24 protein-coding genes are annotated in these 23,674 nt (G+C 64.2%); 12 read left to right on the top strand and 12 right to left on the bottom strand.

Annotated elements, in window-relative coordinates:
- Positions 1 to 97 precede the first annotated feature (97 nt).
- The 5 genes from ABX298_RS19650 (at position 98) to ABX298_RS19630 (ending at position 5,617) form a co-directional block, all read left to right on the top strand.
- Positions 98 to 634, top strand: coding sequence for an ATP-dependent zinc protease (locus tag ABX298_RS19650; RefSeq protein WP_025338438.1), 537 nt, complete (start codon positions 98 to 100; stop codon positions 632 to 634).
- A gap of 5 nt (positions 635 to 639) precedes the next feature.
- Positions 640 to 2,175 carry an inactive transglutaminase family protein gene (locus ABX298_RS19645; RefSeq protein ID WP_025338437.1) on the top strand — a complete coding sequence of 512 codons (1,536 nt, stop codon included), beginning with the start codon at positions 640 to 642 and terminating at the stop codon, positions 2,173 to 2,175.
- Entirely contained in the window at positions 2,175 to 3,155 is a 981-nt protein-coding gene (locus ABX298_RS19640; RefSeq protein ID WP_025338436.1) for an alpha-L-glutamate ligase-like protein, read from the top strand. Before ABX298_RS19645 ends, ABX298_RS19640 begins: the two co-directional genes overlap by 1 nt.
- A 200-nt stretch (positions 3,156 to 3,355) precedes the next feature.
- A complete protein-coding gene (pabB, locus tag ABX298_RS19635; RefSeq protein WP_238067518.1) occupies positions 3,356 to 4,699 on the top strand; it encodes an aminodeoxychorismate synthase component I in 1,344 nt (447 codons plus the stop codon).
- A 183-nt stretch (positions 4,700 to 4,882) separates the two neighbouring features.
- Entirely contained in the window at positions 4,883 to 5,617 is a 735-nt protein-coding gene (locus ABX298_RS19630) for a phosphoadenylyl-sulfate reductase (RefSeq protein ID WP_015269712.1), read from the top strand.
- A 139-nt stretch (positions 5,618 to 5,756) separates the two neighbouring features.
- Here ABX298_RS19630 and cysB read toward each other — a convergent pair whose 3' ends face one another.
- The 3 genes from cysB to ABX298_RS19615 all read right to left on the bottom strand — a co-directional run bounded on the left by cysB (position 5,757) and on the right by ABX298_RS19615 (position 8,429).
- Positions 5,757 to 6,731: an HTH-type transcriptional regulator CysB gene (gene cysB, locus ABX298_RS19625; RefSeq protein ID WP_013971904.1), complete on the bottom strand. Its 975-nt coding sequence runs from the start codon at positions 6,729 to 6,731 to the stop codon at positions 5,757 to 5,759.
- A gap of 128 nt (positions 6,732 to 6,859) precedes the next feature.
- Positions 6,860 to 7,357 (bottom strand): universal stress protein, encoded by a 498-nt coding sequence (locus ABX298_RS19620; RefSeq protein WP_015269711.1) that lies wholly within the window; start codon positions 7,355 to 7,357, stop codon positions 6,860 to 6,862.
- Between the two features lie 124 nt (positions 7,358 to 7,481).
- Positions 7,482 to 8,429 (bottom strand): putative 2-dehydropantoate 2-reductase, encoded by a 948-nt coding sequence (locus ABX298_RS19615; RefSeq protein ID WP_317409503.1) that lies wholly within the window; start codon positions 8,427 to 8,429, stop codon positions 7,482 to 7,484.
- A 231-nt stretch (positions 8,430 to 8,660) separates the two neighbouring features.
- Between ABX298_RS19615 and ABX298_RS19610 the strand changes: the two genes are divergently transcribed.
- Positions 8,661 to 9,737 carry a 3-deoxy-7-phosphoheptulonate synthase gene (locus tag ABX298_RS19610; RefSeq protein ID WP_013971901.1) on the top strand — a complete coding sequence of 359 codons (1,077 nt, stop codon included), beginning with the start codon at positions 8,661 to 8,663 and terminating at the stop codon, positions 9,735 to 9,737.
- A 135-nt stretch (positions 9,738 to 9,872) separates the two neighbouring features.
- On the opposite strand, the gene ABX298_RS19605 is transcribed toward ABX298_RS19610, so the two are convergent.
- On the bottom strand, positions 9,873 to 10,154 hold the full coding sequence (locus tag ABX298_RS19605) for a GNAT family N-acetyltransferase (RefSeq protein WP_025338432.1): 282 nt from the start codon (positions 10,152 to 10,154) through the stop codon (positions 9,873 to 9,875).
- Between the two features lie 509 nt (positions 10,155 to 10,663).
- Here ABX298_RS19605 and oprI point away from each other — a divergent pair.
- Complete coding sequence (oprI, locus tag ABX298_RS19600) at positions 10,664 to 10,915, top strand: outer membrane lipoprotei OprI (protein WP_003259780.1); 252 nt, start codon at positions 10,664 to 10,666, stop codon at positions 10,913 to 10,915.
- A 132-nt stretch (positions 10,916 to 11,047) separates the two neighbouring features.
- Here oprI and ABX298_RS19595 read toward each other — a convergent pair whose 3' ends face one another.
- From ABX298_RS19595 to ABX298_RS19585, 3 genes are all read right to left on the bottom strand, one after another.
- Positions 11,048 to 12,025: a L,D-transpeptidase family protein gene (locus ABX298_RS19595; protein WP_003259779.1), complete on the bottom strand. Its 978-nt coding sequence runs from the start codon at positions 12,023 to 12,025 to the stop codon at positions 11,048 to 11,050.
- A 111-nt stretch (positions 12,026 to 12,136) separates the two neighbouring features.
- The gene (locus tag ABX298_RS19590; protein WP_025338431.1) at positions 12,137 to 12,427 is read right to left on the bottom strand and encodes a hypothetical protein; all 291 of its coding nucleotides are present in this window, start codon (positions 12,425 to 12,427) and stop codon (positions 12,137 to 12,139) included.
- Between the two features lie 58 nt (positions 12,428 to 12,485).
- Positions 12,486 to 13,091 carry an arylesterase gene (locus ABX298_RS19585; RefSeq protein WP_025338430.1) on the bottom strand — a complete coding sequence of 202 codons (606 nt, stop codon included), beginning with the start codon at positions 13,089 to 13,091 and terminating at the stop codon, positions 12,486 to 12,488.
- Positions 13,092 to 13,101: 10 nt separating this feature from the next.
- On the opposite strand from ABX298_RS19585, the gene ABX298_RS19580 reads away from it, so the two are divergent.
- Positions 13,102 to 13,785: an ABC transporter ATP-binding protein gene (locus tag ABX298_RS19580; protein WP_016714756.1), complete on the top strand. Its 684-nt coding sequence runs from the start codon at positions 13,102 to 13,104 to the stop codon at positions 13,783 to 13,785.
- Entirely contained in the window at positions 13,785 to 16,292 is a 2,508-nt protein-coding gene (locus ABX298_RS19575; protein WP_084785128.1) for an ABC transporter permease, read from the top strand. Before ABX298_RS19580 ends, ABX298_RS19575 begins: the two co-directional genes overlap by 1 nt.
- 126 nt (positions 16,293 to 16,418) lie before the next feature.
- Here the strand turns inward: ABX298_RS19575 and greB are convergent, their stop codons facing one another.
- The 4 genes from greB to ABX298_RS19555 all read right to left on the bottom strand — a co-directional run bounded on the left by greB (position 16,419) and on the right by ABX298_RS19555 (position 19,393).
- Positions 16,419 to 16,892 (bottom strand): transcription elongation factor GreB, encoded by a 474-nt coding sequence (gene greB / locus ABX298_RS19570; protein WP_286101396.1) that lies wholly within the window; start codon positions 16,890 to 16,892, stop codon positions 16,419 to 16,421.
- Positions 16,893 to 16,903: 11 nt separating this feature from the next.
- Positions 16,904 to 17,212, bottom strand: a complete 309-nt coding sequence (locus tag ABX298_RS19565; protein WP_025338428.1) for a hypothetical protein — start codon at positions 17,210 to 17,212, stop codon at positions 16,904 to 16,906.
- 223 nt (positions 17,213 to 17,435) lie between these two features.
- On the bottom strand, positions 17,436 to 17,873 hold the full coding sequence (locus ABX298_RS19560) for a DoxX family protein (protein WP_015269705.1): 438 nt from the start codon (positions 17,871 to 17,873) through the stop codon (positions 17,436 to 17,438).
- A 113-nt stretch (positions 17,874 to 17,986) separates the two neighbouring features.
- Positions 17,987 to 19,393 (bottom strand): transglycosylase SLT domain-containing protein, encoded by a 1,407-nt coding sequence (locus tag ABX298_RS19555; RefSeq protein WP_075044539.1) that lies wholly within the window; start codon positions 19,391 to 19,393, stop codon positions 17,987 to 17,989.
- A gap of 158 nt (positions 19,394 to 19,551) precedes the next feature.
- Between ABX298_RS19555 and ABX298_RS19550 the strand changes: the two genes are divergently transcribed.
- The 3 genes from ABX298_RS19550 (at position 19,552) to ABX298_RS19540 (ending at position 22,489) form a co-directional block, all read left to right on the top strand.
- Positions 19,552 to 20,349, top strand: a complete 798-nt coding sequence (locus ABX298_RS19550; RefSeq protein WP_075044538.1) for a TatD family hydrolase — start codon at positions 19,552 to 19,554, stop codon at positions 20,347 to 20,349.
- A gap of 217 nt (positions 20,350 to 20,566) precedes the next feature.
- On the top strand, positions 20,567 to 22,045 hold the full coding sequence (locus ABX298_RS19545) for a methyl-accepting chemotaxis protein (RefSeq protein WP_367393507.1): 1,479 nt from the start codon (positions 20,567 to 20,569) through the stop codon (positions 22,043 to 22,045).
- Positions 22,046 to 22,120: 75 nt separating this feature from the next.
- Positions 22,121 to 22,489 carry an Mpo1-like protein gene (locus ABX298_RS19540; protein ID WP_038409214.1) on the top strand — a complete coding sequence of 123 codons (369 nt, stop codon included), beginning with the start codon at positions 22,121 to 22,123 and terminating at the stop codon, positions 22,487 to 22,489.
- Positions 22,490 to 22,820: 331 nt separating this feature from the next.
- Here ABX298_RS19540 and ABX298_RS19535 read toward each other — a convergent pair whose 3' ends face one another.
- The gene (locus tag ABX298_RS19535) at positions 22,821 to 23,618 is read right to left on the bottom strand and encodes an acyl-CoA thioesterase (RefSeq protein ID WP_367393506.1); all 798 of its coding nucleotides are present in this window, start codon (positions 23,616 to 23,618) and stop codon (positions 22,821 to 22,823) included.
- Positions 23,619 to 23,674 lie beyond the last annotated feature (56 nt).

The raw sequence follows: 23,674 nt of genomic DNA, 5'->3' as shown, positions 1-23,674 counted from the left end.
AGCTTGCGCAGTCGCTGCCAGTCGCCTTGCCCTGAACACGGCTCTGAACATGGCTTTGAAAACAGCCCCGAACCTTGCACTGCACCGCGCCAGGAATATGAGACTTACACCCGCATTATTGCTGCTCTGCCTCACCCTGCTGCCGGCCCTTGGCCAGGCCGCAGGCAAGACCGTGTACGGTCTCAACGAATATGCACGCCTGGGCGACCTGGACCTGGAAGTGGCCGCCAAGCTCGACACCGGCGCCAAGACCGCGTCGCTCAGCGCCCGCGACATCAAGCGTTTCAAGCGCAACGGCGAAAGCTGGGTGCGCTTCTACCTGGCCATCGACGCCGCCCATTCGCACCCCATCGAACGCCCGCTGGCACGCGTAAGCAAGATCAAGCGCCGGGCCGGCGACTATGATGCTGAATCGGGCAAGGCCTACACCGCGCGCCCGGTCATCGAACTTGAAATCTGCATGGGCCAGGCCATGCGCACCATCGAAGTCAACCTCACCGACCGCAGCGCCTTCCAGTTCCCGCTGCTGATCGGCTCCGAGGCGCTCAAGCACTTCGACGCGCTGGTCGACCCAAGCCTTAAATACGCGGCCGGCAAACCTGCCTGTGCCACCGACGCTCCCAAAGCAGAGTAATCCCGATGCGCTCTCTTACCCTCCATCTGAAAGTCCTGATCACCGTGCTGGTGCTGTTGGGCGTGGCGGTCACGGCTTATCAGATCTTCGTACTCGGCATCCCGGTAACCGAGGATGAAACCGACGACCTGTGGAACATCGACGCCAAGGTCGAGTTCGTGGCCAGCACCAAGGACCCGGTCAAGGTGCAGATGTTCGTGCCACCGCTGAACCGCGACTACGTCAGCCTCAACGAGAGCTTCATCTCCAACAACTACGGGGTGAGCGTCAACCGTGCCGACGGCAACCGCAAGGTCACCTGGTCGGCCCGCCGCGCCAGCGGCAACCAGACCCTCTACTACCGCCTGGTGCTGACCAAGCGCTACAGCAACGAGAAGACCACGGTCAAAGGCCCGACCTTCCGTGACAGCCTGGCAGTGGAAGGCCCCGAGAAGATCGCCGCCGAGGCCCTGATGGCGCCGATCCGCCAGCACTCGGCCGACGTCGAGACCTTCGTCAGCGAGACCATCAAGCGGGTCAACAACCTCAACGACGACAACGTCAAGCTGCTGCTGGCCGGCGACACCACGGCCATGAAGAAGGCCCAGGTCATCGACCTGCTGCTGTCGATCGCCCACGTACCGATGGAGAAGGTGCACACCATCCGCCTGGTGGCCGACACCCCGCAAACCCCGGAACTGTGGCTGCGCAGCTTCAACGGCACCGACTGGCTGTACTTCAACCCGGACACCGGCGAGCAGGGCCTGCCAAGCGATCGCCTGCTGTGGTGGACCGGTGACGACAACCTGATCACCGTCGATGGCGGCAAGAAGGCCAACGTTACCTTCAGCATGAACAACAGCGAGATGAACGCCATCCGCCTGGCCAAGCTGACCGACGAGAATACCGACGCCGACTTCCTCGAATATTCGCTGTACGGCCTGCCGCTGCAGACCCAGCAAACCTTCATGATCATGGTGATGATCCCGATCGGCGTGCTGGTGATCCTGGTGCTGCGCAACCTGGTCGGCCTGCAGACCCTGGGTACCTTCACCCCGGTATTGATCGCCCTGGCCTTCCGCGAGACCCAGCTTGGCTTCGGTATCGTGCTGTTCACCGTAATCACCGCCCTGGGCCTGTCGCTGCGCTCGTACCTGGAACACCTGAAGTTGCAGATGCTGCCACGCCTGTCGGTGGTACTGACCTTCGTCGTGGTACTGATTGCCGCCATCAGCCTGTTCAGCCACAAGCTGGGCCTGGAGCGCGGGCTGTCGGTAGCGCTGTTCCCGATGGTGATCCTGACCATGACCATCGAGCGCCTGTCCATCACCTGGGAAGAGCGTGGCGGCGGCCATGCCATGAAAGTGGCCATCGGCACCCTGTTCGCCGCTTCCCTGGCGCACCTGTTGATGATGGTGCCGGAGCTGGTGTACTTCGTGTTCACCTTCCCGGCCGTGCTGCTGATCCTGGTAGGCTTCATGCTGGCGATGGGTCGCTACCGCGGCTACCGCCTGACCGAGCTCGTACGCTTCAAGGCATTCCTGAAGAAGGCTGACGCCTGATGTTTGGCCTGATCAAGACGTGGAAAGCCCTGGAGGCCCGGGGCATCATGGGTATCAACCGGCGCAACGCGGACTACGTGTTGAAGTACAACAAGCGCCATCTGTACCCGATCGTCGACGACAAGATCATCACCAAGGAGCGCGCCCTGGCGGCCGGCATCCATGTGCCGGAAATGTACGGCATCATCGAGACCGAGAAAGAGATCGAGAAGCTCCACCAGATCATTGGTGGGCGCAGCGATTTCGTCATCAAGCCGGCGCAGGGCGCCGGTGGTGACGGCATCCTGGTGATCGCCGACCGCTTCGAGGACCGCTACCGCACGGTGTCCGGCAAGATCATCAGCCACGAGGAAATCGAGCACCAGATCTCGAGCATCCTCACCGGCCTGTACTCGCTGGGCGGGCACCGCGACCGTGCGCTGATCGAGTACCGGGTCACCCCCGACCAGATCTTCAAGAGCATCAGCTACGAAGGCGTGCCGGACATCCGCATCATCGTGCTGATGGGCTACCCGGTGATGGCCATGCTGCGCCTGCCGACCCGCCAGTCCGGCGGCAAGGCCAACCTGCACCAGGGCGCCATCGGCGTGGGTGTCGACCTGGCTACCGGCGTGACCTTGCGCGGCACCTGGTTGAACAACATCATCAGCAAGCACCCGGACACCACCAACGCGGTGGATGGCGTGCAACTGCCGAACTGGGACGGCTTCATGAAGCTGGCCGCCGGCTGCTACGAGCTGTGCGGCCTGGGCTACATCGGTGTCGACATGGTGCTGGACCAGGACAAGGGGCCGCTGATTCTCGAGCTCAACGCCCGCCCCGGCCTGAACATCCAGATCGCCAACGACTGCGGCCTGACCCAGCGCACCCACGCCATCGAGGCGCACCTGGAAGCACTGGCCAAGGATGGCATCAGCGAAGATGCCGAACAGCGCGTGCGGGTATCGCAAGGCTTGTTCGGGCACGTGCACCCGCGCTGAAATCGCCGGGGCTGCTGCGCAGCCCTGTCGCGACACAAGGCCGCTCCTGCAGGATCACGCGATCTCCTGCAGGAGCGGCCTTGTGTCGCGACAGGGCCGCAAGGGCGAAACACAGTGCTTGAATGTCGCCACAAAGCTAGGCGCATTTCCTGCACAGGTCTACAATCGCCCTCCTCGCTTTTACATCGCCGTCCACACTGATGCCGACCTGTACGCTCCACCCCCTGCCCTACCAGCCCGACCCTGCCGCCTATTTCGCCCGCCTGCGCCAGGCCCCCGGTGCGATCCTGCTGGACAGCGCCCGCCCCGGCGCCGAACGCGGGCGCTTCGACCTGCTCAGCGCCTGGCCGCTGCAACACCTGCAGGCGCAGCCCGACGAAGATGGCCGCACCTTCCTCCAGCGCCTGCGCGCCGGTCTGGCACGACTGGGCCATGCGCAGTTGCCCGCAGGCAGCGAGCTGCCGTTCGCTGGCGGCCTGATCGGCTACCTGAGCTATGACTTCGGCCGCCGCCTGGAACACCTGCCCAGCCTGGCCGTGGACGACCTTGGCCTGCCGGACGCGCAACTGGGCCTGTATGCCTGGGCGCTGGTGACCGACCACCAGTGCGCGACCAGCCAACTGGTGTTCCACCCGAGCCTGCCCGGCAGCGAACGGGAACGGCTGATCGCCCTGTTCGAAGGTGTCGACAACGCGGAAAGCGGCAGCTTCCAGCTACTCGCGCCGATGGCCGGCGACCTGCAGCCCGAGCAGTACAAGGCCGCCTTTGACCAGGTGCAGCACTACATCCAGGCCGGCGACTGCTACCAGATCAACCTTACCCAGCGCTTCCGCGCGCCCTGCCAGGGCGACCCGTGGCACGCTTACCAGGCCCTGCGCAAAGCCTGCCCCACCCCCTTCTCCGGCTACCAGCAACTGGCCGACGGCAGCGCCCTGTTGAGCTTTTCGCCCGAGCGCTTCATCCGCGTCAGCCAGCGCCAGGTGGAAACCCGGCCGATCAAGGGCACCCGCCCGCGCGCCAGCAACCCGGCTGAAGACATGCGCAATGCCGAGGAGCTGCTGCACAGCCCCAAGGATCGCTCGGAAAACCTGATGATCGTCGACCTGCTGCGCAACGACCTGGGGCGTACCTGCGAGATCGGCTCGGTGAAGGTGCCCGAGCTGTTCAGCCTGGAGAGCTACCCCAATGTGCACCACCTGGTCAGCAGCATCACCGGCCAGCTGGCCAGCGACAAAGACGCCCTGGACCTGATCGGCGACAGCTTCCCGGGCGGCTCGATCACCGGCGCGCCAAAGATCCGCGCCATGCAGATCATCGACGAACTGGAGCCGGCACGCCGGGCGCTGTACTGCGGCTCACTGCTCTACGTGGATGTGCGCGGCGAGATGGACAGCTCGATTGCCATTCGCAGTCTGCTGGTCAAGGGTGGACAGGTCAGCTGCTGGGGCGGCGGCGCGGTGGTGGCCGACTCCGAGTGGCAGGCCGAATATGAAGAGTCGATTGCCAAGGTGCGGGTGTTGATGGAGACCCTGCAAGGCTTGTGATCGGCGGCGCCTGCTTCGCGGGCTCGCCCGCTCCCACAACTAACAGATGTGCGCTGTACCTGTGGGAGCGGGCGTGCCCGCGAAGCAGGCGCCACCGACTCCAAGCCCGCCTACCCCGCCATTTTTTGTTACCATCACCTCACTACGAGCGCACAGCGCCACAGCCACGATGGAAACCGCCTGATGAGCCAACCCTTCGACGTCGCCGCACTGGCCGCGACCTATGCCAACAAGTCCCCGCAGGACATCCTCAAGCTTGCCTTCGAGCACTTCGGTGATGACCTGTGGATCTCCTTCAGCGGCGCCGAGGATGTGGTGCTGGTGGACATGGCCTGGAAGCTGAACAAGCAGGTCAAGGTGTTCAGCCTCGACACCGGTCGCCTGCACCCGGAGACCTACCGGTTCATCGACCAGGTCCGCGAGCAGTACAACCTGCCGATCGAAATCCTCAGCCCCGACCGCGCCAAGCTCGACCCGTTCGTCAAGGAAAAGGGCCTGTTCAGCTTCTACAAGGACGGCCACGGCGAGTGCTGCGGTATCCGCAAGATCGAGCCGCTGCGTCGCAAGCTGGCCACCGTGAGCGCCTGGGCCACCGGCCAGCGTCGCGATCAGAGCCCGGGTACCCGCAGCCAGGTGGCGGCAGTGGAAATCGACAGCGCCTTCTCCACCCCCGAGCGCACCCTGTACAAGTTCAACCCACTGGCACAGATGACCAGCGAGGAAGTGTGGGGTTATATCCGCATGCTGGAGCTGCCGTACAACAGCCTGCACGAGCGCGGCTTCATCAGCATTGGCTGCGAGCCCTGCACCCGCCCGGTGCTGCCAAACCAGCATGAGCGCGAAGGGCGTTGGTGGTGGGAAGAGTCGACGCAGAAGGAATGCGGGTTGCACGCGGGCAACCTGATCAGCAAGGCATAACACAGCTGGGGCCGCTTCGCGCCCCAATCGCCGGCAAGCCAGCTCCCACAGGAACATCACAAGCCTTCAGGCAACGGTAATCCTGTGGGAGCTGGCTTGCCGGCGATTGGGCCGCAAAGCGGCCCCCTGCAATTCTAGATCAGTGCACCGGCAGCTCGACGCCTTCGAACAGGTCTTCCAGCTCCTGCTTGTTGTGGCACTGGATGGCCTTGGCCATCACTTCACGGGTCAGGTGCGGGGCGAACTTCTCGATGAAGTCGCACATGAAACCACGCAGGAAGGTGCCGCGGCGGAAGCCGATCTTGGTGATGCTGGCTTCGAACAGTTCACTGGCATCCAAGGCCACCAGGTCGCTGTCGAGCTTGGTGTCCACCGCCATCTTGGCGACGATCCCCACGCCCAGCCCCAGGCGTACATAGGTCTTGATCACGTCGGCGTCAGCGGCGGTAAACACCACTTTCGGCGTAAGGCCGCGGTGGTTGAACGCTTCGTCCAGCTTCGAGCGGCCGGTGAAACCGAACACGTAGGTAACGATCGGGTATTCGGCGACCGCTTCCAGAGTAAGCTTTGGCAGCTTGGTCAACGGATGGCCCTGCGGCACCACCACGCAGCGGTTCCACTTGTAGCACGGCATCATGATCAGGTCGCCGAACAGCTCCAGCGCCTCGGTGGCGATGGCGAAGTCGACCGTACCGTCCGCGGCCATTTCGGCAATCTGCATGGGCGAACCCTGGTGCATGTGCAAGGACACTTCCGGGTACTGCTTGATGAAGTTGCTGATCACCGGCGGCAAGGCATAACGCGCCTGGGTGTGGGTGGTGGCGATGGACAGCGTGCCCTTCTTCTCGTTGGAGAATTCCTGGGCAATCTGCTTGATGCTTTCGACCTTGCGCAGGATTTCGCCAGCGGTATTGATGATGCGCTCACCGGCCGGGGTAACGCGGGTCAGGTGCTTGCCGCTGCGGGCAAAGACTTCAACACCCAGCTCATCCTCGAGCAGGCGGATCTGCTTGCTGATACCTGGCTGGGAGGTATACAGGCTCTGCGCCGTCGCGGAGACGTTGAGGTCATGGTGCGCCACTTCCCAGATGTAGCGCAGTTGTTGAAGCTTCATAGGTTCCCCTCGGTTCAGCGATGAGTCAGCGGCAGCAGGCAGCGACGATATATAACTATATTAGTGGTTCTGGAAATAAATCTAGAACTATTTTGTTACATACCCCCGGAAATGGCCTACGGCCATCTTCATGCTTTCCTACGCCCCAAATGCTGCGCCAGCGGCACCATGTACACCGGTACCGGCGACAGCTGCAGCAGCCGCACCGCCGTGCGCCCCAATGGCACATCCACGCCGGCGCCAGCACTGTGGCTACCGAAAATCAGCAGATCGACGCTCAGCCGCTGCGCCTGGTCGAGGATCACCTGCGCCGGGTCGCCCTGGCGCACCCGCACCGCCTTTATCACCGCCAGGTCGGCCTCCTCGCCCAGTTCGTCGCGAAAGTTTTCCAGCACACGCTGCTCGATATTGGCCATCACCGTGTTCACCCCCTGGCTGTGCAGCTGGTCGAGCGTCTGTTCATCGAGGTAGCTTTGCAGGAGAGATTCAGCGAACTGGCCCATGGGCTCTACCGCATGGATCACATACAACTCGGCGCCGAATGTGCGCGCCAGCGCCAGCGCGTGTTGCATGACAAAAGGGGCGTAGACACCGAGGTCGGTGGCGTACAGCATGGAGTGGATCATTCGACCTCCTTGACTGCCGCTGCGGCAGAGCAAGCTTCAGCTTAGCAGCGCGCCGGACGCACGCTTTGCCGTCCGGCGCGCTGCTGGTGCGGGCTGGAGGGCCCCGGCGGGGCCAGAGCCACCCTCAGCGGGGCTGTTCGCCCCGGTCGATGAACGCCAGCGCCTGGTACAGCATCTCCATGCGAGGCAAGTGGCAGCCTGCCGCACGCGCCTGCGCCAACGGCTCGGCATAGATGGCCTGCAGCTCCAGCGGGCGCTTGTGGACATGGTCGTGGTACATGCTGGGCCAGTAGTCGGGCATGCGCTCGGTCACCTGGAACAGGTGCTCGGCATACCCCTCGGGCAACACATGGCCACACGCCGCCGCCCCCTGCACCACCTCGGCCATCAGGGTCTGAATCAGGGCGCGACCATGACTGTCGGCCATCAGCGGCGTGGTGCTGGCGCCGAGCAGCACCGACAGGCCGTTGTAGGGCACGTTCCACACCAGCTTCTGCCAGCGTGCCTGGGCCAGGTCGGGCATGGCCTGCGAGTCGATGCCCGCAGCCCGGAACAGCTCCGCGCCTTCATTGACCAGCGCGGCACCGCCATCGTTGGCCAGCCCGCTGTGGTAGCCGAGGTTGACCGCGCCCAGGGCCTGGTGGCGGATCACGCCGGGCGCCTGGCGGTTGACACAGATGAAACACAGGCCGCCGAGCAGGTGCATGTCGCTGCGCAAGGCCGGGCGCAATTGCTCCTCCACGCCCAGGCCGTTCTGCAGCAGCACCACCTTGGCGCCCGGTGCGGCCGCCTGCACGATCAGCGGCGCCAACTGGTCATTACTGGTGGCCTTGGCCCCCACCAGCAGCCAGTCGCAAGGCGGCATGTCGGCGGCACTGGCATAGGCCTGCACCTCTATCTGCAAGTTGCCATGCACGGCACTGTCCAGGGTCAACCCCTGCTCGCGGACAACCTCGTACTCGCTGCGCAACAGAAAATGCACATCGAAGCCGGCCCGGGCCAGCATCAACCCATAGAAGCCGCCGATGGCGCCACTGCCGATGATGCCGATACGTGGTGTGTGCGGATGCATGCCGATCTCCAGGTAAAAGTCAGCCCTCTTTTTACACAGGTTGCGCAGCGCTGGGCAGCCCATGCACGGCAAACACCTGCCATCTCGGAAAAACCCCACACGGACTGGGCCCAGCCCATTGTCGCGCCACCTGTAACGCGCTAAGGTTCGGCTCCCCGCTGCGATTATTCTTGCTGCTGGGCCGCACGGGGATAGTTGGCGGCCGGCACCCGTGACCTGACGAGTAACACGATGGCTGATTTACCGATCGATGACTTGAACGTTGCCTCCAACGAGACCCTGATCACCCCCGATCAGCTCAAGAAGGAAATCCCCCTCAGCGCCAAGGCCCTGCAGACCGTGACTGCCGGCCGCGAAGTGGTGCGCAATATTCTCGACGGCAAGGACCATCGCCTGTTCGTCGTGGTCGGCCCTTGCTCGATCCACGACATCAAGGCCGCCCACGAGTACGCCGAGCGCCTGAAAGTACTGGCCGAGGAAGTGTCCGACACGCTGTACCTGGTCATGCGCGTGTATTTCGAAAAACCGCGCACCACCGTCGGCTGGAAAGGCCTGATCAACGACCCGTACCTGGATGACTCGTTCAAGATCCAGGATGGCCTGCACATCGGTCGCAAGCTGCTGCTGGACCTGGCCGAAATGGGCCTGCCGACCGCCACCGAAGCGCTCGACCCGATTTCCCCGCAGTACCTGCAGGACCTGATCAGCTGGTCGGCCATCGGCGCCCGCACCACCGAATCGCAGACCCACCGCGAGATGGCTTCGGGCCTGTCCTCGGCGGTCGGCTTCAAGAACGGCACCGACGGCGGCCTGACCGTTGCCATCAACGCCCTGCAGTCGGTGTCCAAGCCGCACCGCTTCCTCGGCATCAACCAGGAAGGCGGCGTGTCGATCGTCACCACCAAGGGCAACCCGTACGGCCACGTGGTACTGCGCGGCGGCAACGGCAAGCCGAACTACGACTCGGTCAGCGTCGCCCTCTGCGAGCAGGACCTGGCCAAGGCCAAGATCAAGGCCAACATCATGGTCGATTGCAGCCACGCCAACTCCAACAAGGACCCGGCCCTGCAACCGCTGGTGATGGAGAACGTCGCCAACCAGATCCTCGAAGGCAACCAGTCGATCATCGGCCTGATGGTCGAGAGCCACCTGAACTGGGGCTGCCAGTCGATTCCGAAGAACCTGGACGAACTGCAGTACGGCGTGTCGATCACCGATGCCTGCATCGACTGGTCGGCTACCGAGAAGACCCTGCGCAGCATGCGTGCCAAGCTTAAGGATGTGCTGCCGCAGCGTAAGCGCGGCTGATGCAATAAAAGGCGGGGCCGCTTCGCGCCCCATCGCCGGCAAGCCGGCTCCCACACGTACGGCGAAACGCTTTAAATGTGGGAGCTGGCTTGCCGGCGATGGGGCGCGAAGCGGCCCCGCTTTTTTTTTACAGAATCAGACCTTGCTCGAATGCCGCTGCTGGCGCTCCATGTAGCGCTCCACGTACGAGCAGGACGGAATCACCGTATAGCCCATCTGTTCAGCGTACTCCAGGGCCCGTTCGGTCAGGGCGGCAGCAATCCCGCGGCCACGCAGGGCGTTGGGTACGAAGGTGCGATAGATGTCCAGCGTCTGCTTGCCCAGGTCCATGTACGTCAGATAGGCACGATGACCGTCCACGTTGGTCTCGAACTGATGACCGGCCTGGTCATGGTGGATGGTCAGCGCTTCGCTCATCACTACTCCTCGCAGGTCTTCTCGGCAGACCCATACCTTAACCGATGGTGGTTTATCCGGCACAGAATCCTCTACGCCACCTGTTGCCCCCTTCGACCACTGGACGATTGCAATCGTTCGGATCCTCTGGCACTCACAAGATAGTAGGCGCCGCAGGCGGGATTGCTCAAGGTGGTGGCGGTTAAAAATGGCGAAAATGCAGCCAGATGCCATTCTTGGCAACGCGCCAGGCAGCCACCGGATGTACTAGGGCTTAAGACGCCGAAGGACAGTTAAAGTCACCCTTAGTTCAACAAAAAAGTTCCTGTACTACAGTCGCTTGCGAACCCTGTACGTTTTTTTCACAGGCGTGTCGCAAATCTTGTCGGAAAGGCGTCAAGCAACATTTTTTTTGCAGTTCTTGCGCTTAGTCAGTTTACTTACTACAAGTAATGGGTACTATGTACGCCGGCCAGTTTCTCTTTTCCGAGAGATGGCTATTTAATAGAAAGTCCTTGAAGGGGAACACGATGAACAACGTTCTGAAATTCTCTGCTCTGGCTCTGGCCGCAGTTCTGGCTACCGGTTGCAGCAGCGTATCCAAAGAAACCGAAGCTCGTCTGACTGCGACTGAAGACGCAGCAGCTCGCGCTCAAGCTCGTGCAGACGAAGCCTACCGTAAGGCTGACGACGCACTGGCAGCCGCTCAGAAGGCTCAGCAGACCGCTGACGAAGCCAACGAGCGCGCTCTGCGTATGCTGGACAAAGCCAGCCGCAAGTAATAATCCTCACGGATTGTTATGGAGCCGACCCACTTGTGGGTCGGCTTTTTTATTGCCTGCGCACAAGGCAAACGCACCACGCAGAAACGAAAAGGCCTGCACTAAGGCAGGCCCGGGTGTGTCGCAATTACCTTACTGCAGTTCGGGCGGAATGCTCGAAACCATCGGTGCGCCACCCTGGTTTTCGGTCGGCACGGCAATTTCCACCGGCATGCCATCTTCCGCGGCCACCACGTCACGCACCATGTCCCAGTTCATGCGTAGGTTATTGGCCAGGTCTTCACGCTTGAGCAAGGCGTTGATAACAGCAGTGTGTTTATCGACCACCGACGGATTACCCTGGTCGTCCAGCGGCGTGTGCGCCTCCAGATAGACCTTGCCGCCACTGATACCAAACTTGTAGGGCTCGTTGATGATGCGCACCGGCGTACCCACCGGCACCATCTTCGACAGTTCCAGCACGTTGTTGTTGAGCATGCGGAAGCAACCGTGGCTGGTACGCATGCCAATGCCGAACTTCTTGTTCGAACCATGGATCAGGTAGCCCGGCACGCCGAGGGTGAACTTGAACGGCCCCAGCGGGTTGTCCGGGCCGGCCGGCACCACGCTCGGCAGGATGTCGCCGTCAGCCGCGTGCTCGGCACGGATCGATGCTGGCGGGGTCCAGGTCGGGTTCGGCGTCTTGGCGGTGATCTTGGTATTGGCGATCGGCGAACCCCAGCCTTCACGGCCAATGCCCAGCGGGAAGGTATGCACCACGTTCTGCCCTTTCGGGAAGTAGTACATGCGGTATTCGGCCAGGTTGATGACGATGCCCTCGCGCGGGCCCGGCGGCAGGATGTAGCGGGTCGGCAAGATGATCTCGGTACCGGCACCTGGCAGCCATGGGTCCACGCCCGGGTTGGCGGCGATCATTTCCAGGTAGCCGAGGTCGTTGGCAGTGCCGATATCGGCGAACGTGTCCTCGTACTTTGCCTTGATCACATGCACCTGGCCGATGATGTCTTCACCGGGTGGTGGCAGTGGCAGCTCCAGCGCAGCAGCGGGGCCTGCTACCAGCAGGGCGGCCAGGGACAGGCTACGGGTGACGGCAGGAAAGCGCGGCAACATCCGGTAAATCCTTCGAAAGGTGGGTCAAGAGAATCGATTGTACACCTGCGCCGATGCAAGCGGGAGGCATTGGCGCCATGCAAGCGTTCCAGATGATGAAAGGCGCGGTGTTCAGGCGCCCTGCAGCTCCGGCCACACCGGGCGCATGCCGCGCCGCTGGGCATCGAGGATGGCGCGGCACAGGTCGCACAGGCGGCCGTCGCGGTAGATCGAGCGCGCCACCCCCGACCAGCGCGGTTGCGCCGGCAGCAGGCCACCGCACAGCGTGCGGTCGGCCGGTACGCCCAGCTCGAGCTGGCGGGCCACGAGGTGGACGCGGATTTCCTGGCAGGCGAACAGGTCGAGCTGCTCATCAGGCTCGATCAGTTGGTAGGCATACAAGGACCAGGCAGGGCGCGGCATCGGTGGCACTCGAAACGGGGGGCGCAACATTAGCCGAAAGCCGGCGCCGTTTAAAGCTTCACAGCAAGGGTTTTATCGCCGGCCAGGCATTTTCCAGCAGGCGCTGCTGGGCAGCCTGGGCCGGGTGAATGCCATCCGCCTGCATCAACTCAGGCACGCCCCCTACCCCCTCGAGGAAAAACGGCACCAGCGGCACCTGTTTTTCTGCCGCCAGCTGTTCATACACCTGGGCGAAGGCGGTGGTGTAGCGCACGCCATAATTGGGTGGCAGGCGCATGCCCAGCAGCACCACCTTGGCACCGGCCTTGCGCGAACTTTCGATCATCGAGGCAAGATTTTGTTGCAATTGCGCTGGCGACTGCCCGCGCAAGCCATCGTTGCCACCCAGCTCCAGCACCACCAGGCTCGGCTTGTGCGCTGCAAGCAGCGCCGGCAGCCGCGCCTGGCCACCTGCACTGGTGTCGCCGCTGATCGATGCATTGACCACTTTGTCGTCGAAACCTTCGTCCCGCAGGCGGGTCTGCAACAGGGAGACCCAGCCCTGGCGGGTATCCAGGCCAAAACCGGCGCTGATACTATCGCCGACAACCAGCAGTGTTCCCGCCGCCGCGCTCTGGGCCAGGCAATACAGGGCCAGACCGGCACTCAACCACCACACTCGCATCGGATTCTCCATGGGCCCCAGCATTCTCGTTGCGCAGAACCTTAGCAAAGTGGTCCCCAGCGCGGAAGGTGACCTGACCATCCTGCACGCGCTGTCCCTCGACCTGGCCCAGGGCGACAGCCTGGCCATCGTCGGCGCCTCGGGCTCGGGCAAGTCGACCCTGCTCGGCCTGCTCGCCGGCCTGGACCAGCCCAGTGCCGGCAAGGTCATCCTCGCTGGCCACGACCTGGGGCCGCTGGATGAAGACCAGCGCGCGCGGGTGCGCGCCGAACATGTGGGCTTCGTGTTCCAGTCGTTCCAGCTGCTCGACAGCCTCAACGCCCTGGAAAACGTCATGCTGCCGCTGGAGCTGGACGGCCGCCGCGACGCCCGCGAACACGCGCGCACCCTGCTCGAACGGGTCGGCCTGGGCAAGCGCCTGAGCCACACCCCGCGCCAGCTTTCGGGCGGCGAACAGCAACGGGTGGCCATTGCCCGTGCCTTCGCCGCGCAACCTGCAGTGCTGTTCGCCGACGAACCCACCGGCAACCTCGACAGCCACACCGGCGAGCGCATCAGCGACCTGCTGTTCGAACTGAACAAGGAACGCGGCACCACCCTGGTGCTGGTTACCCATGACGAACGCCTGGCCCGGCGCTGCCGCCGCCAGATCCGCCTGGATGCGGGCCGCCTGGTGGCCCCGGTGGAGGCCTGATGAACCACATGCCGCTGTCTCGCCTGTGCGGCCTGGCCCTGCGCCAGTTGCTGCGCGACATTCGCGCCAGCGAAGTGCGCGTGCTGTTCTTCGCCCTGCTGGTGGCGGTCGCGGCCAGCACTGCCATCGGTTATTTCGGTGCCCGCCTCAACGGCGCCATGCAGCTGCGCGCCAGCGAGTTCCTCGGTGCCGACCTGGTACTGCAGGGCAGTGCCCCGGCCCGCGACCAGCAGATAGAAGCCGGCAAGGCGCTTGGCTTGCGCCACGCCCAGGTGGTCGAGTTCACCAGCGTGGTAGGCGGCGACAACGGTATCCAGCTGTCCAGCGTCAAGGCTGCCGATGGTGCCTACCCGTTGCGCGGGCAAGTTCGCAGTGCCGCGGAGCCCTATGCCGCAGAAACTCCGGGCGGCGGCCCGGCACCTGGCGAAGCATGGGTCGAGCCACGCCTGTTGGCGGCACTGGGGCTGAAGGTTGGCGACAGCATCGACGTGGGCATGAAGACGCTGCGCATGAGCCGCGTACTGACCTACGAACCGGACCGCGCCAACAACTTCTACAGCCTTACCCCACGGGTAATGATGAACCTGGCCGACCTGCAGGCGACCGGCGTGATCCAACCGGGCAGCCGGGTCACCTACCGCGACCTGTGGCGCGGCGATGCCGAAGCGTTGGCCCAGTACCGCGGGGCACTGAAAAAGGACCTGGCCGCCAACCAGCGCCTGCGCGACACCCGCGATGGCAACCAGCAGGTCGGCGGCGCCCTGGGCAAGGCCGAGCGCTACCTGAACATGGCCAGCCTGGTGGCGGTGCTGCTGGCAGGCGTCGCCGTTGCCCTGTCGGCCAGCCGCTATGCCGCACGCCGCCTGGACGCCAGCGCCCTGCTGCGCTGCCTGGGCCTTTCGCGCCGCCAGGCACTGGGCCTGTACTGCCTGCAATTGGCCATGCTCGGCCTGGTCGCCGCGCTGGCCGGCGCCCTGCTCGGCTGGCTGGCCCAGCTGGGCCTGTTCCGCCTGCTGCATGGCCTGCTGCCAAGCGTGGTGCCTGCAGGCGGCATCGTCCCGGCCCTGGCCGGCATCGCTACCGGGCTGGTGGCCCTGGCCGGCTTCGCCCTGCCGCCAATTGCCGCGCTGGGCCAGGTGCCGCCGCTGCGCGTGCTACGCCGCGACCTGCTGCCGATACCGCCCAGCAGCTGGCTGGTGTACGGCGCGGCCCTGTTCGCCCTGGGCCTGATCATGTGGCGCCTGAGCCTCGACCTGCTGCTCACCTTCGCCCTGCTAGGTGGCGGCCTGGTCGCCGCGCTGCTGCTCGGTGGCCTGCTGCTGCTCGGTTTGCGCAGCCTGCGCCAATTGCTGGCCGGGGCCCCGCTGACCTGGCGCCTGGGGCTGGGCCAACTGCTGCGCCACCCCATGGCCGCTGCCGGCCAGGCCCTGGCCTTCGGCCTGATCCTGCTGGCCATGGCCCTGGTCGCCCTGCTGCGCGCGGAACTGCTCGACACCTGGCAAGCGCAGCTGCCCAAGGATGCACCCAACCATTTCGCCCTGAACATCCTGCCGGATGACCGTGAGCCCTTTGCCCAACACCTGCAGCAGGTCAATGCCACCTCGGCACCGCTGTACCCGGTGACACCCGGCCGCTTGGTGCGCATCAACGAGCAACCGGTGCAGCAGGTGGTCAGCAAGGATTCGGCAGGCGAGCGCGCCGTGCAGCGCGACCTCAGCCTGACCTGGGCAGCCGAACTGCCCGAAGGCAATGCACTGACGGGCGGCAACTGGTGGCAGGCGTTGCCCGCCGAAGATGAAATCCCCGGTGTGTCGGTGGAGGCGGAACTGGCCAGCAGCCTGAAGCTGCAACTGGGCGACCTGCTGACCTTCGACATCGGCGGCCAGCAGCGCCAAGCCCGGGTCAGCAGCCTGCGCAGCGTGCACTGGGACAGCTTCCAGCCGAACTTCTACATGATCTTCCAGCCCGGCACGTTGCAGGGGCTGCCGACCACCTACCTGACCAGCTTCTATCTGGCAGCGGGCCATGACCTGGATGTGGTGGCGCTGTCACGGGCATTCCCGGCGGTGACCATCCTGCAGGTGGACGCCTTGCTCGATCAGCTGCGCAGCATCCTCGCCCAGGTGACCCTGGCGGTGGAGTACGTGTTGCTGTTCGTGCTGGCAGCCGGGTTGGCGGTGCTGTTCGCTGGCTTGCAGGCGACGCTGGACGAGCGCATCCGCCAGGGCGCCTTGCTGCGCGCGCTGGGCGCGGCGCGGCCATTACTGGTCAAGGCGCGGCGGATCGAGTTCGGCTTGCTGGGTGCGGCCAGCGGCTTGCTGGCGGCGGTCGGGTGCGAGCTGATTACCCTGGTGCTGTACCGCTATGCCTTCGACCTGCAATGGAGCCCGCATGTGTGGTTGCTGCTGTTGCCGCTGGCAGGGGCGCTGCTGGTAGGTGGTGCGGGGGTGCTGGGGACGCGGCGGGCGTTGAATGCCAGCCCGTTGGCGGTCTTGCGGGAAGGGTGAGACTTACCTGTCAGGGCCCTATCGCCGGCAAGCCAGCTCCCACCTCGACCGCAGCGGCCTCGAGCCATGCGCTATCCCTGTGGGAGCTGGCTTGCCGGCGATAGGGCCACAACAGGCAACATCACATCACTGCCCGTAGCGGACGCTGTTCACATACCAGGTCGCTTCACCGGTAGGTGTGTGCACCACCACCTCATCACCCTCCTCCTTCTTCAGCAAGGCACGAGCCATGGGCGAGTCGATCGAGATGTAGTCATTGCGCCCATAGATCTCGTCATACCCGACAATGCGAAACTTCATGGTCTCGCCCTCGTCGTTCTCGATCTCCACCCAGGCACCGAAAAACACCTTGCCCTCTTGCTGCGGCGAGTAGGCCACCACCTTCACATCTTCAAGACGCTTGCGCAGGTAACGCACCCGGCGGTCGATCTCGCGCAGCAGCTTCTTGTTGTACTGGTAGTCGGCATTCTCGCTGCGGTCGCCCAGCGATGCCGCCCAGGTAACCTTCTGGGTAATCTCCGGGCGGTATACCCGCCACAGGTGGTCCAGTTCTTTCTTCAGCGCCTCATGGCCTTCCGTGGTGATGATGTTGGTACTCAACAGCGCGCTCCTCAGCGGCGGGTAATCAGGCCTTGGCGCGCGATACGGGTGAGGTGGCCGATGATTTCGGCGGCCTCGTCCGGTGCCGGGGCCTGGATCACGGCCAGGTCGAAACGGTCATTGCCATACTGTGCGAGGTGGCAGCCGGTATCGGCGAACTGGATCAGAAATGCACGCGCCTGGCCCTTGCGCCGGGACAGGCCTTCAAGGTGACGTAAAAGAGTGGGTTGATGCTGGCCGCCGAGCAGGATGCGCGGTGTGCGGGACGCCTGGCTGGCAGGCAAGGGGCTCAAACAGACACTGGTACGTGGGCAACTCATGGAGCTTCTCTCCGCCTCGCGAATCCCGCTGGGCAGCGGTGGGAGGCGTCACCGAACCAGCGCTTTAGCGGTATTTCGGATGACCCGGAGAGGGGCTTTCCTGCGCCCCGCAAGTAGCTGTTTAAATCGGCGCAGACGGTATGCTAGAGCTACAAGCGGCAAGATACAAGCCTCAAGCCGAAAGTGATCGGCCTGAGGCTTGTATCTTGGCATTTGCGGTGGATCAGCGGGCGATCAGGCGGTCCAGCGAGAAGCGGCCAGCGCCTTCGATCAGTACCGCGACGGTGCCAGCCAGCAGGGCCAGGCCGAACTCATAGCCGTTGTTGGACATGAACAGACCGTTGCCGATATGCACCGAGAGGATCGCCACCACCAGGGTCACCGCCAGCACCAGGGCCGCCGGGCGGGCCAGCAGGCCGATCACCAGGGCCAGGCCGCCGAAGAACTCGGCACTACCGGACAACAGGGCCATCAGGTAACCCGGGGCCAGGCCGATGCTCTCCATCCACTGGCCGGTGCCTTCCAGGCCATAGCCACCGAACATGCCGAACAGTTTTTGCGCACCATGCGCAATGAAGATGATGCCGACCAGGATCCGGATGACGCTCAGGCCAGCACCGGCGCGGGTGGAGAACAGAGCGTTGAGGGTAGCGTTGTTCATGTCGAAGACTCCTTGAAGCGGGGAAGTTGTGTTGGGATGGGCGCCATCATAATCGATTAGATAGATATGAAAATCGCAAAAAACCCAACATAACAATCGACAAAATCGATTTGTCAGCGTTTAGCCACACGCTCCAGCGCGGCACGCTCCCGGTTGAACGCTACAAAGTACTTGTTGACGCTATTGACGAAGTTGACTGGCCCCATGCCCAGCTGCTCCATGGCGACACGTTCGGTCTGGAAGAACCACTGGTCGCCATTCAGCCCGCGCCGCCGCGCTTCGGCGCGCATGGCCTGGACGCGCTCGGGGCCCAGGTTGTAGGCCGCCAGCACGAAGGCCATGCGCTCGCGCTCGTTGATCTTGGCGCTGGCAAAGAACTTGCGCCGGATCAGCGCCAGGTAACGGGCGCTGGCCTGGACATTGCCATCCACCGTGGCGGTGTTGCTCACCCCCACACGCTGCGCCGCCGAAGGGGTGATCTGCATCAGGCCATGGGCCCCTCCGGTGCCGCGCGCGGCCGGGTTGAGCGTCGACTCCTTGAAGGCCAGCGCGGCCAGGTTGAGCCAGTCGATCTGCTGCGCCTCACCGTGTTTCTGCAGCACCGGCCGCAGCGCGGTCAGACGCTGGCGATTCTTGCTGGCCAATGGGTCGTGCACCCGGTACTGGCGGCGGTAGATGCGCTCGAACGCGGCGTCCTGGTTGTCCGGCGCGCGGTAGCCCTGCAGAAAGCGATCGACCGTGGCCTGCAACTGCGGCGCATCGGGCCTCACATACCAACGCATGGCTTGCGGCGCCCCCAGTTTCACGCGGCTGTCCAGGCGCAGGCGCGGCATCACCCGGGCCCAGCGCCGGGCGATCGGCTGCTCGACCACGGTCAGGTGATAGATGCCGGCCTGGACCATTTCCAGCACATCCTCCACCGCCAAGGTCGAGTCGACCCACTCCACCTTGATCGGCGCACGCTTGCGCAGCGCCAGCTGCTGGTTGACCTGCTGGATCAACGGGCCGGCGGCACTGGCGCTGGTCAGGGCCACGGTACGCCCGGACAACTGCTCGACATGGCTGAAGCTGCGTTCGCCTTTGCGCCCCACCAGCAGCAGCGGCACCTGGTCGAGCACCGGCGCGCTGCTGCTGACCCCACGCACCACGGCGGGGTCGAGCAGTTCACCCGGCGCGGCCAGGTCACCCTCGCCACGGGCCAGGGCGCCGAGCAACTGCTCCTTGGCCCGCGGGATCAGCTTGAGCTGGATCTCCTGGCCGTCGGCGGCGCGGGCATTGAGGTAATGTTCCAGGGCACGCAGGCGATAGTATTCGATGCCGACCGGCTCGCCCTTGACCTCACCGGAGCTGTTGCGGCTCTGGTTGACCAGCACCCGCAGCACCTGGCTGGTGCGAATCTGCTGCAGGTCACGGACCTTGGCCGGCGCGATGTTCTGCTGCGGTCCCGGCACGCGCGCGTGGGCAGGCCCGGTCAAGGTCAGCCCAAGCGTCAGCAGGAAAATGAGCCAGCATCGCTGCATGCGAAAACGTGTCCGTGGTCGGTGGGCGGCATCCATGGGGTTGCACCGCCAAGAGAGAAATGACGGTAAAAGACCACGGCAACAGCATGAAGTTCTTGGTTTTTTCAGAAAAACACGGTTTTTGCTATGCTGGCCGCCCCGCGGCACGAGATAGCACCATGCAACTGATCGATATCGGCGTCAACCTGACCAACAGCAGTTTCCACGACCAGCAGGCGGCAATCGTCGAGCGCGCCCTTGAGGTCGGGGTCACGCAGATGGTGCTGACGGGCACCAGCCTGGCGGTCAGCGAACAGGCGCTGGAACTGTGCCAGCAACTGGATGCGAGCGGCGCGCACCTGTTCGCCACGGCAGGCGTACACCCTCATGATGCCAAAACCTGGGATGCCGGCAGCGAGCGCCAGTTGCGCCAGTTGCTGAGTGAAACACGCGTGCGCGCCGTGGGCGAATGCGGCCTGGACTTCAACCGCGACTTCTCCCCTCGCCCGCTGCAGGAAAAAGCTCTGGAGGCACAGTTGGCACTGGCTGCCGAGCTGCGTCTGCCGGTGTTCCTGCACGAACGCGACGCCAGCGAACGCCTGCTGGCGATCCTCAAGGATTACCGCGACCACCTGACCGGTGCAGTGGTGCATTGCTTTACCGGCGAGCGCGACGCGCTGTTCGCCTACCTGGACATGGACCTGCACATCGGCATTACCGGCTGGATCTGCGACGAACGCCGTGGCACCCACCTGCACCCGCTGGTGGGCAACATTGCCGAGGGGCGGCTGATGCTGGAGAGCGATGCGCCTTACCTGCTGCCGCGCAGCCTGCGGCCCAAGCCGAAGAACGGGCGCAACGAACCAGCGTTCCTGCCGGAGGTGTTGCGTGAAGTGGCCTTGCACCGGGGCGAGTCGACCGAACATACGGCGGCGCATACCACGGCAACGGCGCGGGCGTTTTTCCAGATATCCTGAAGCTGTAATGGCCCTATCGCCGGCAAGCCAGCTCCCACCTCGACTACATCGGCCTCGAGCCATACGCTACCCCCTGTGGGAGCTGGCTTGCCGGCGATAGGGCCATTACAGGCGGCGGAACTTTCTTGATGCACATCAAGAAAGGCCCTGGCTTGCGCAGGCACAATGATGGCACCTTGCCAATATTGTTCCCGCTCAACTCAGAGAAGACCTGCCCATGGGTGCCTGGCTTAGCAATGTTTCCCTGAAGTACAAGTTCTGGGCCGTCAACGCGGTGGCCTTTGTCACGACCTTGCTGCTGGTGCTCTATGCCGTGCACCTGGAGCAACGCGCCCGCGCCGAGGCCGCGCAGGCCCAGGCGGCCGCGCAGGCCCAACTGCTGGCTGCCTGGCCGGCCGGCCAGCCGCTGCCCCGCCCGGCCAACGTCATCAGCTGGTCAGCCGGGCAAACGCCCACCTTCGCGGGTGAGCCCCTCGAGGCCCTGCGCAATGCCCAAGGCTGGGTCGAACTGCCCGCCGCCCGGCTCTTGGGCAACAACCCGCTACAGGGCGCGCAGGTGCTGCGCAACGGCGATCAGCAAATGGCCGTGCTGGCCCAGTCGCCCAGCCTGCGCCAGGTGTTCCTCGACCGCTTCAGCAACTACGCGGTATGCGTGCTGGTCCTGATGCTGGCCATGCTCGGCGCCTCGCAGCTGCTGATCCGCTTCCTGCTCAGCCAGCTCAACACGCTCAAGGACGTGATGCTGCACGTGGAAAAAACCGGCGACCTGTCGGCCCGCGTACCGCTGGCCTGTGGCGACGAGGTCGGCCAGATGGCCGGGGCCTTCAATGCCATGCAGGCGACCTACCACCGCGTGGTCAGTACCGTCGCCCACACCGCAGCGCAACTGGACTCCGGTGCCGCGCGCCTGGCTGCGAGCATGAGCGACGTGCGCCACGGCATGCTCGGCCAGCAGAGCGAGACCGACCAGGCCGCTACCGCCATCAACGAAATGTCGGCGACGGTGCACCACATCGCCCAGCACGCCGGCGCCACCCGTGACCTGTCACAAACCGCCGACACCCTGGCCGGTAGCGGCCAGGTGGTGGTCAGCCGGGTGCAGGACTCGATTTCCGGGCTGTCCAGCGGCGTTCAGCAAACTGCCGAGATGATTCGCCAGCTGGCCGAAGACAGCCAGAAGATCAATGGCGTGGTCAGTGTGATCCACAGCATCGCCGAGCAGACCAACCTGCTGGCGCTCAATGCCGCCATCGAAGCCGCGCGCGCCGGCGACCTGGGCCGCGGCTTTGCCGTGGTGGCCGATGAAGTGCGCAACTTGGCCAAGCGCGTGCAAAACTCCACCGACGAGATCACCACCATGGTCTCGGCCCTGCAGTCGGGCACCCGCGATGCAGTGGATTTCATGCAGGAAAGCTCGTACAAGGCTGACGACTGCGTCAGGCAGGCCCAGGAGGCCGGCGAAGCACTGGCCGAGATTACCGGTGCCGTGGCGCAGATGCGCGAAAGCAACACCCAGATTGCCGTGGCAGCCGAGCAGCAAAGCCAGGTGGCCGAGGAAATGAACCGCGCCGTAGTGAGTATTCGCGATGTCACCGAACAGACCGTGCAACAGACCGTGGGCTCGGCGACCACCAGCAGCGAGCTGGCGACCCTGGCCGGTGAGCTGAACAAGGCCATTGGCCAGCTCAAGCTATAGTCACCATAGCCAGCCTCGATTGGCCCCCGCCTGGGGGGCGCACTAAGCTTTGGGCATGACCGAGAGGAAATGCCCATGAGCAAACGCCTGCCCAACCTGCCCGCCTGGCAATGGCGCGGCTACCACCACAACCACCGCCACCCGACCAACCTGGTGCTGCACCTGATCGCCGTGCCGTTGTTCATCCTTGGCGCGTTGCTGATTCTGTCCGGCCTGTTCGGCCTGGATCTGGGCCAGATTGCCGTTGGCATCATTGCCTTGATTGCCGGCCTGGGCCTGCAGCGCCAGGGCCATCGTCTGGAAGCCGAGCAACCCGAGCCCTTCGCCAACCGCAAGGATGCCGTGCAACGCCTGCTGACCGAGCAGTTCATCACCTTTCCGCGCTTCTTGCTGAGCGGGGCCTGGTGGAAGGCCTGGCGGGAACGACACAAGCATCGGCGCTGATGCCATTGGGGCTGCTCTGCAGCCCAATCGCGACGCAAGGCCGCTCCCACAAGAACCGCGCATGTCCTGAAATTTACGCGATCCCTGTGGGAGATTGCCCAGCGCTTTGGGCTGCGCTGTCGCACAGGGAACAATGTTCGAGAGCGAGCCACAATCCCTTGTGGGAGCGGGCATGCCCGCGAACACCGGCGGAGCCGGTGCCATACACCGCGTTGGCCGTTTCGCGGGCACGCCCGCTCCCACAGGGGCCCCGCTAAATCAATGATTTATGTGTTGTTCCATGAGAGCGGCCTTGTGTCGCCATTGGAGCGCAACGCGCTCCCGGGTTCGGTCAGGCAAACACGGTAACCGTCTGCCGGCTCAAGGCCAGCAACTCGCCCTGCGCCGTCCTCAACGCGGCAGCGGCATGCCCATAACCATCCCGCGCATGCTCGGTTTCCACGCAATAACGGCACCAGTCCACGGTCGACAGCTGCGCCGTGGGCTGCATGAATTCGATGGTCCAGGTCAACGTGCTGCCGGCAGCGGGCTGCTTGAGAAACGGCATCAGGCTCGGTGGCCAGGCATCGACCAACGCCAGCAGGTGCGCCTCGTTGACCGGTTCTTCGGCCACCGAGCGCAAACGTACCCAGCCACCCATCTGGCGCGACTGATTGCCACTGAACGGCAACCCACCCACCGCCCAGCGCAAGGCCACATGCTGCATGAACTCCGGAGTAACGCCTTTGATATGGGGCAACTCGGGGGCTGCGTCTTCGAGCGCTTTCATTTCCGTGGCCGGCAACGCCGGCACATCGACCACTGATGGCCGCCCTGCACCGAAATTGCCCTGCACCAGGGTCACCACCTGGCCGTCTTGAACGGCACGGCCCAGCAAGGTGCTGACTGCCTTGCCTTCACGCAGCACCTCCACGTCGAAGCGGATTGGCACATCCGCCGCGGCCGGCGCCACAAAGCTGATGGCCAGAGAACGCACGGGGCGGTCATCGGAGATTTTCTGGCGCATGGCTTCATACACCATGGCCGCCATCAGCCCGCCAAAGGCGGCGCGACCCTGGGCCCAGCTTGGCGGGACGCTCACCGCTTCGGGGTTGGCCCGCACGGCGTCAAGCAGTTGGTTGAAATTCATTGGCCGGCTCCTGCCTGCAGCGAAAAAGGTCTGTCCATCCTAGCCAGCAAACCCCT

The sequence above is a fragment of the Pseudomonas sp. X4 genome (genome assembly GCF_040784925.1).
Taxonomy (GTDB): domain Bacteria; phylum Pseudomonadota; class Gammaproteobacteria; order Pseudomonadales; family Pseudomonadaceae; genus Aquipseudomonas; species Aquipseudomonas putida_Z.
The sequence above is the reverse complement of the archived record's forward strand: the minus strand, read 5'-3'. Positions and strand labels throughout refer to the sequence as shown.

Coding starts and splice junctions, on each gene's coding strand:
- ABX298_RS19540 (WP_038409214.1), top strand. CDS start 22,121: ATGAGCAAACGCCTGCCCAACCTGCCCGCCTGGCAATGGCGCGGCTAC.
- ABX298_RS19615 (WP_317409503.1), bottom strand. CDS start 8,429: ATGCATCCGCACACACCACGTATCGGCATCATCGGCAGTGGCGCCATC.
- ABX298_RS19595 (WP_003259779.1), bottom strand. CDS start 12,025: ATGTTGCCGCGCTTTCCTGCCGTCACCCGTAGCCTGTCCCTGGCCGCC.
- ABX298_RS19650 (WP_025338438.1), top strand. CDS start 98: ATGAGACTTACACCCGCATTATTGCTGCTCTGCCTCACCCTGCTGCCG.
- ABX298_RS19565 (WP_025338428.1), bottom strand. CDS start 17,212: ATGAGTTGCCCACGTACCAGTGTCTGTTTGAGCCCCTTGCCTGCCAGC.
- pabB (WP_238067518.1), top strand. CDS start 3,356: ATGCCGACCTGTACGCTCCACCCCCTGCCCTACCAGCCCGACCCTGCC.
- ABX298_RS19605 (WP_025338432.1), bottom strand. CDS start 10,154: ATGAGCGAAGCGCTGACCATCCACCATGACCAGGCCGGTCATCAGTTC.
- ABX298_RS19545 (WP_367393507.1), top strand. CDS start 20,567: ATGGGTGCCTGGCTTAGCAATGTTTCCCTGAAGTACAAGTTCTGGGCC.
- ABX298_RS19630 (WP_015269712.1), top strand. CDS start 4,883: ATGAGCCAACCCTTCGACGTCGCCGCACTGGCCGCGACCTATGCCAAC.
- ABX298_RS19580 (WP_016714756.1), top strand. CDS start 13,102: ATGGGCCCCAGCATTCTCGTTGCGCAGAACCTTAGCAAAGTGGTCCCC.
- ABX298_RS19575 (WP_084785128.1), top strand. CDS start 13,785: ATGAACCACATGCCGCTGTCTCGCCTGTGCGGCCTGGCCCTGCGCCAG.
- ABX298_RS19610 (WP_013971901.1), top strand. CDS start 8,661: ATGGCTGATTTACCGATCGATGACTTGAACGTTGCCTCCAACGAGACC.
- cysB (WP_013971904.1), bottom strand. CDS start 6,731: ATGAAGCTTCAACAACTGCGCTACATCTGGGAAGTGGCGCACCATGAC.
- ABX298_RS19620 (WP_015269711.1), bottom strand. CDS start 7,357: ATGATCCACTCCATGCTGTACGCCACCGACCTCGGTGTCTACGCCCCT.
- ABX298_RS19555 (WP_075044539.1), bottom strand. CDS start 19,393: ATGCAGCGATGCTGGCTCATTTTCCTGCTGACGCTTGGGCTGACCTTG.
- ABX298_RS19640 (WP_025338436.1), top strand. CDS start 2,175: ATGTTTGGCCTGATCAAGACGTGGAAAGCCCTGGAGGCCCGGGGCATC.
- ABX298_RS19590 (WP_025338431.1), bottom strand. CDS start 12,427: ATGCCGCGCCCTGCCTGGTCCTTGTATGCCTACCAACTGATCGAGCCT.
- ABX298_RS19585 (WP_025338430.1), bottom strand. CDS start 13,091: ATGCGAGTGTGGTGGTTGAGTGCCGGTCTGGCCCTGTATTGCCTGGCC.
- ABX298_RS19560 (WP_015269705.1), bottom strand. CDS start 17,873: ATGAACAACGCTACCCTCAACGCTCTGTTCTCCACCCGCGCCGGTGCT.
- oprI (WP_003259780.1), top strand. CDS start 10,664: ATGAACAACGTTCTGAAATTCTCTGCTCTGGCTCTGGCCGCAGTTCTG.
- ABX298_RS19645 (WP_025338437.1), top strand. CDS start 640: ATGCGCTCTCTTACCCTCCATCTGAAAGTCCTGATCACCGTGCTGGTG.
- ABX298_RS19550 (WP_075044538.1), top strand. CDS start 19,552: ATGCAACTGATCGATATCGGCGTCAACCTGACCAACAGCAGTTTCCAC.
- ABX298_RS19535 (WP_367393506.1), bottom strand. CDS start 23,618: ATGAATTTCAACCAACTGCTTGACGCCGTGCGGGCCAACCCCGAAGCG.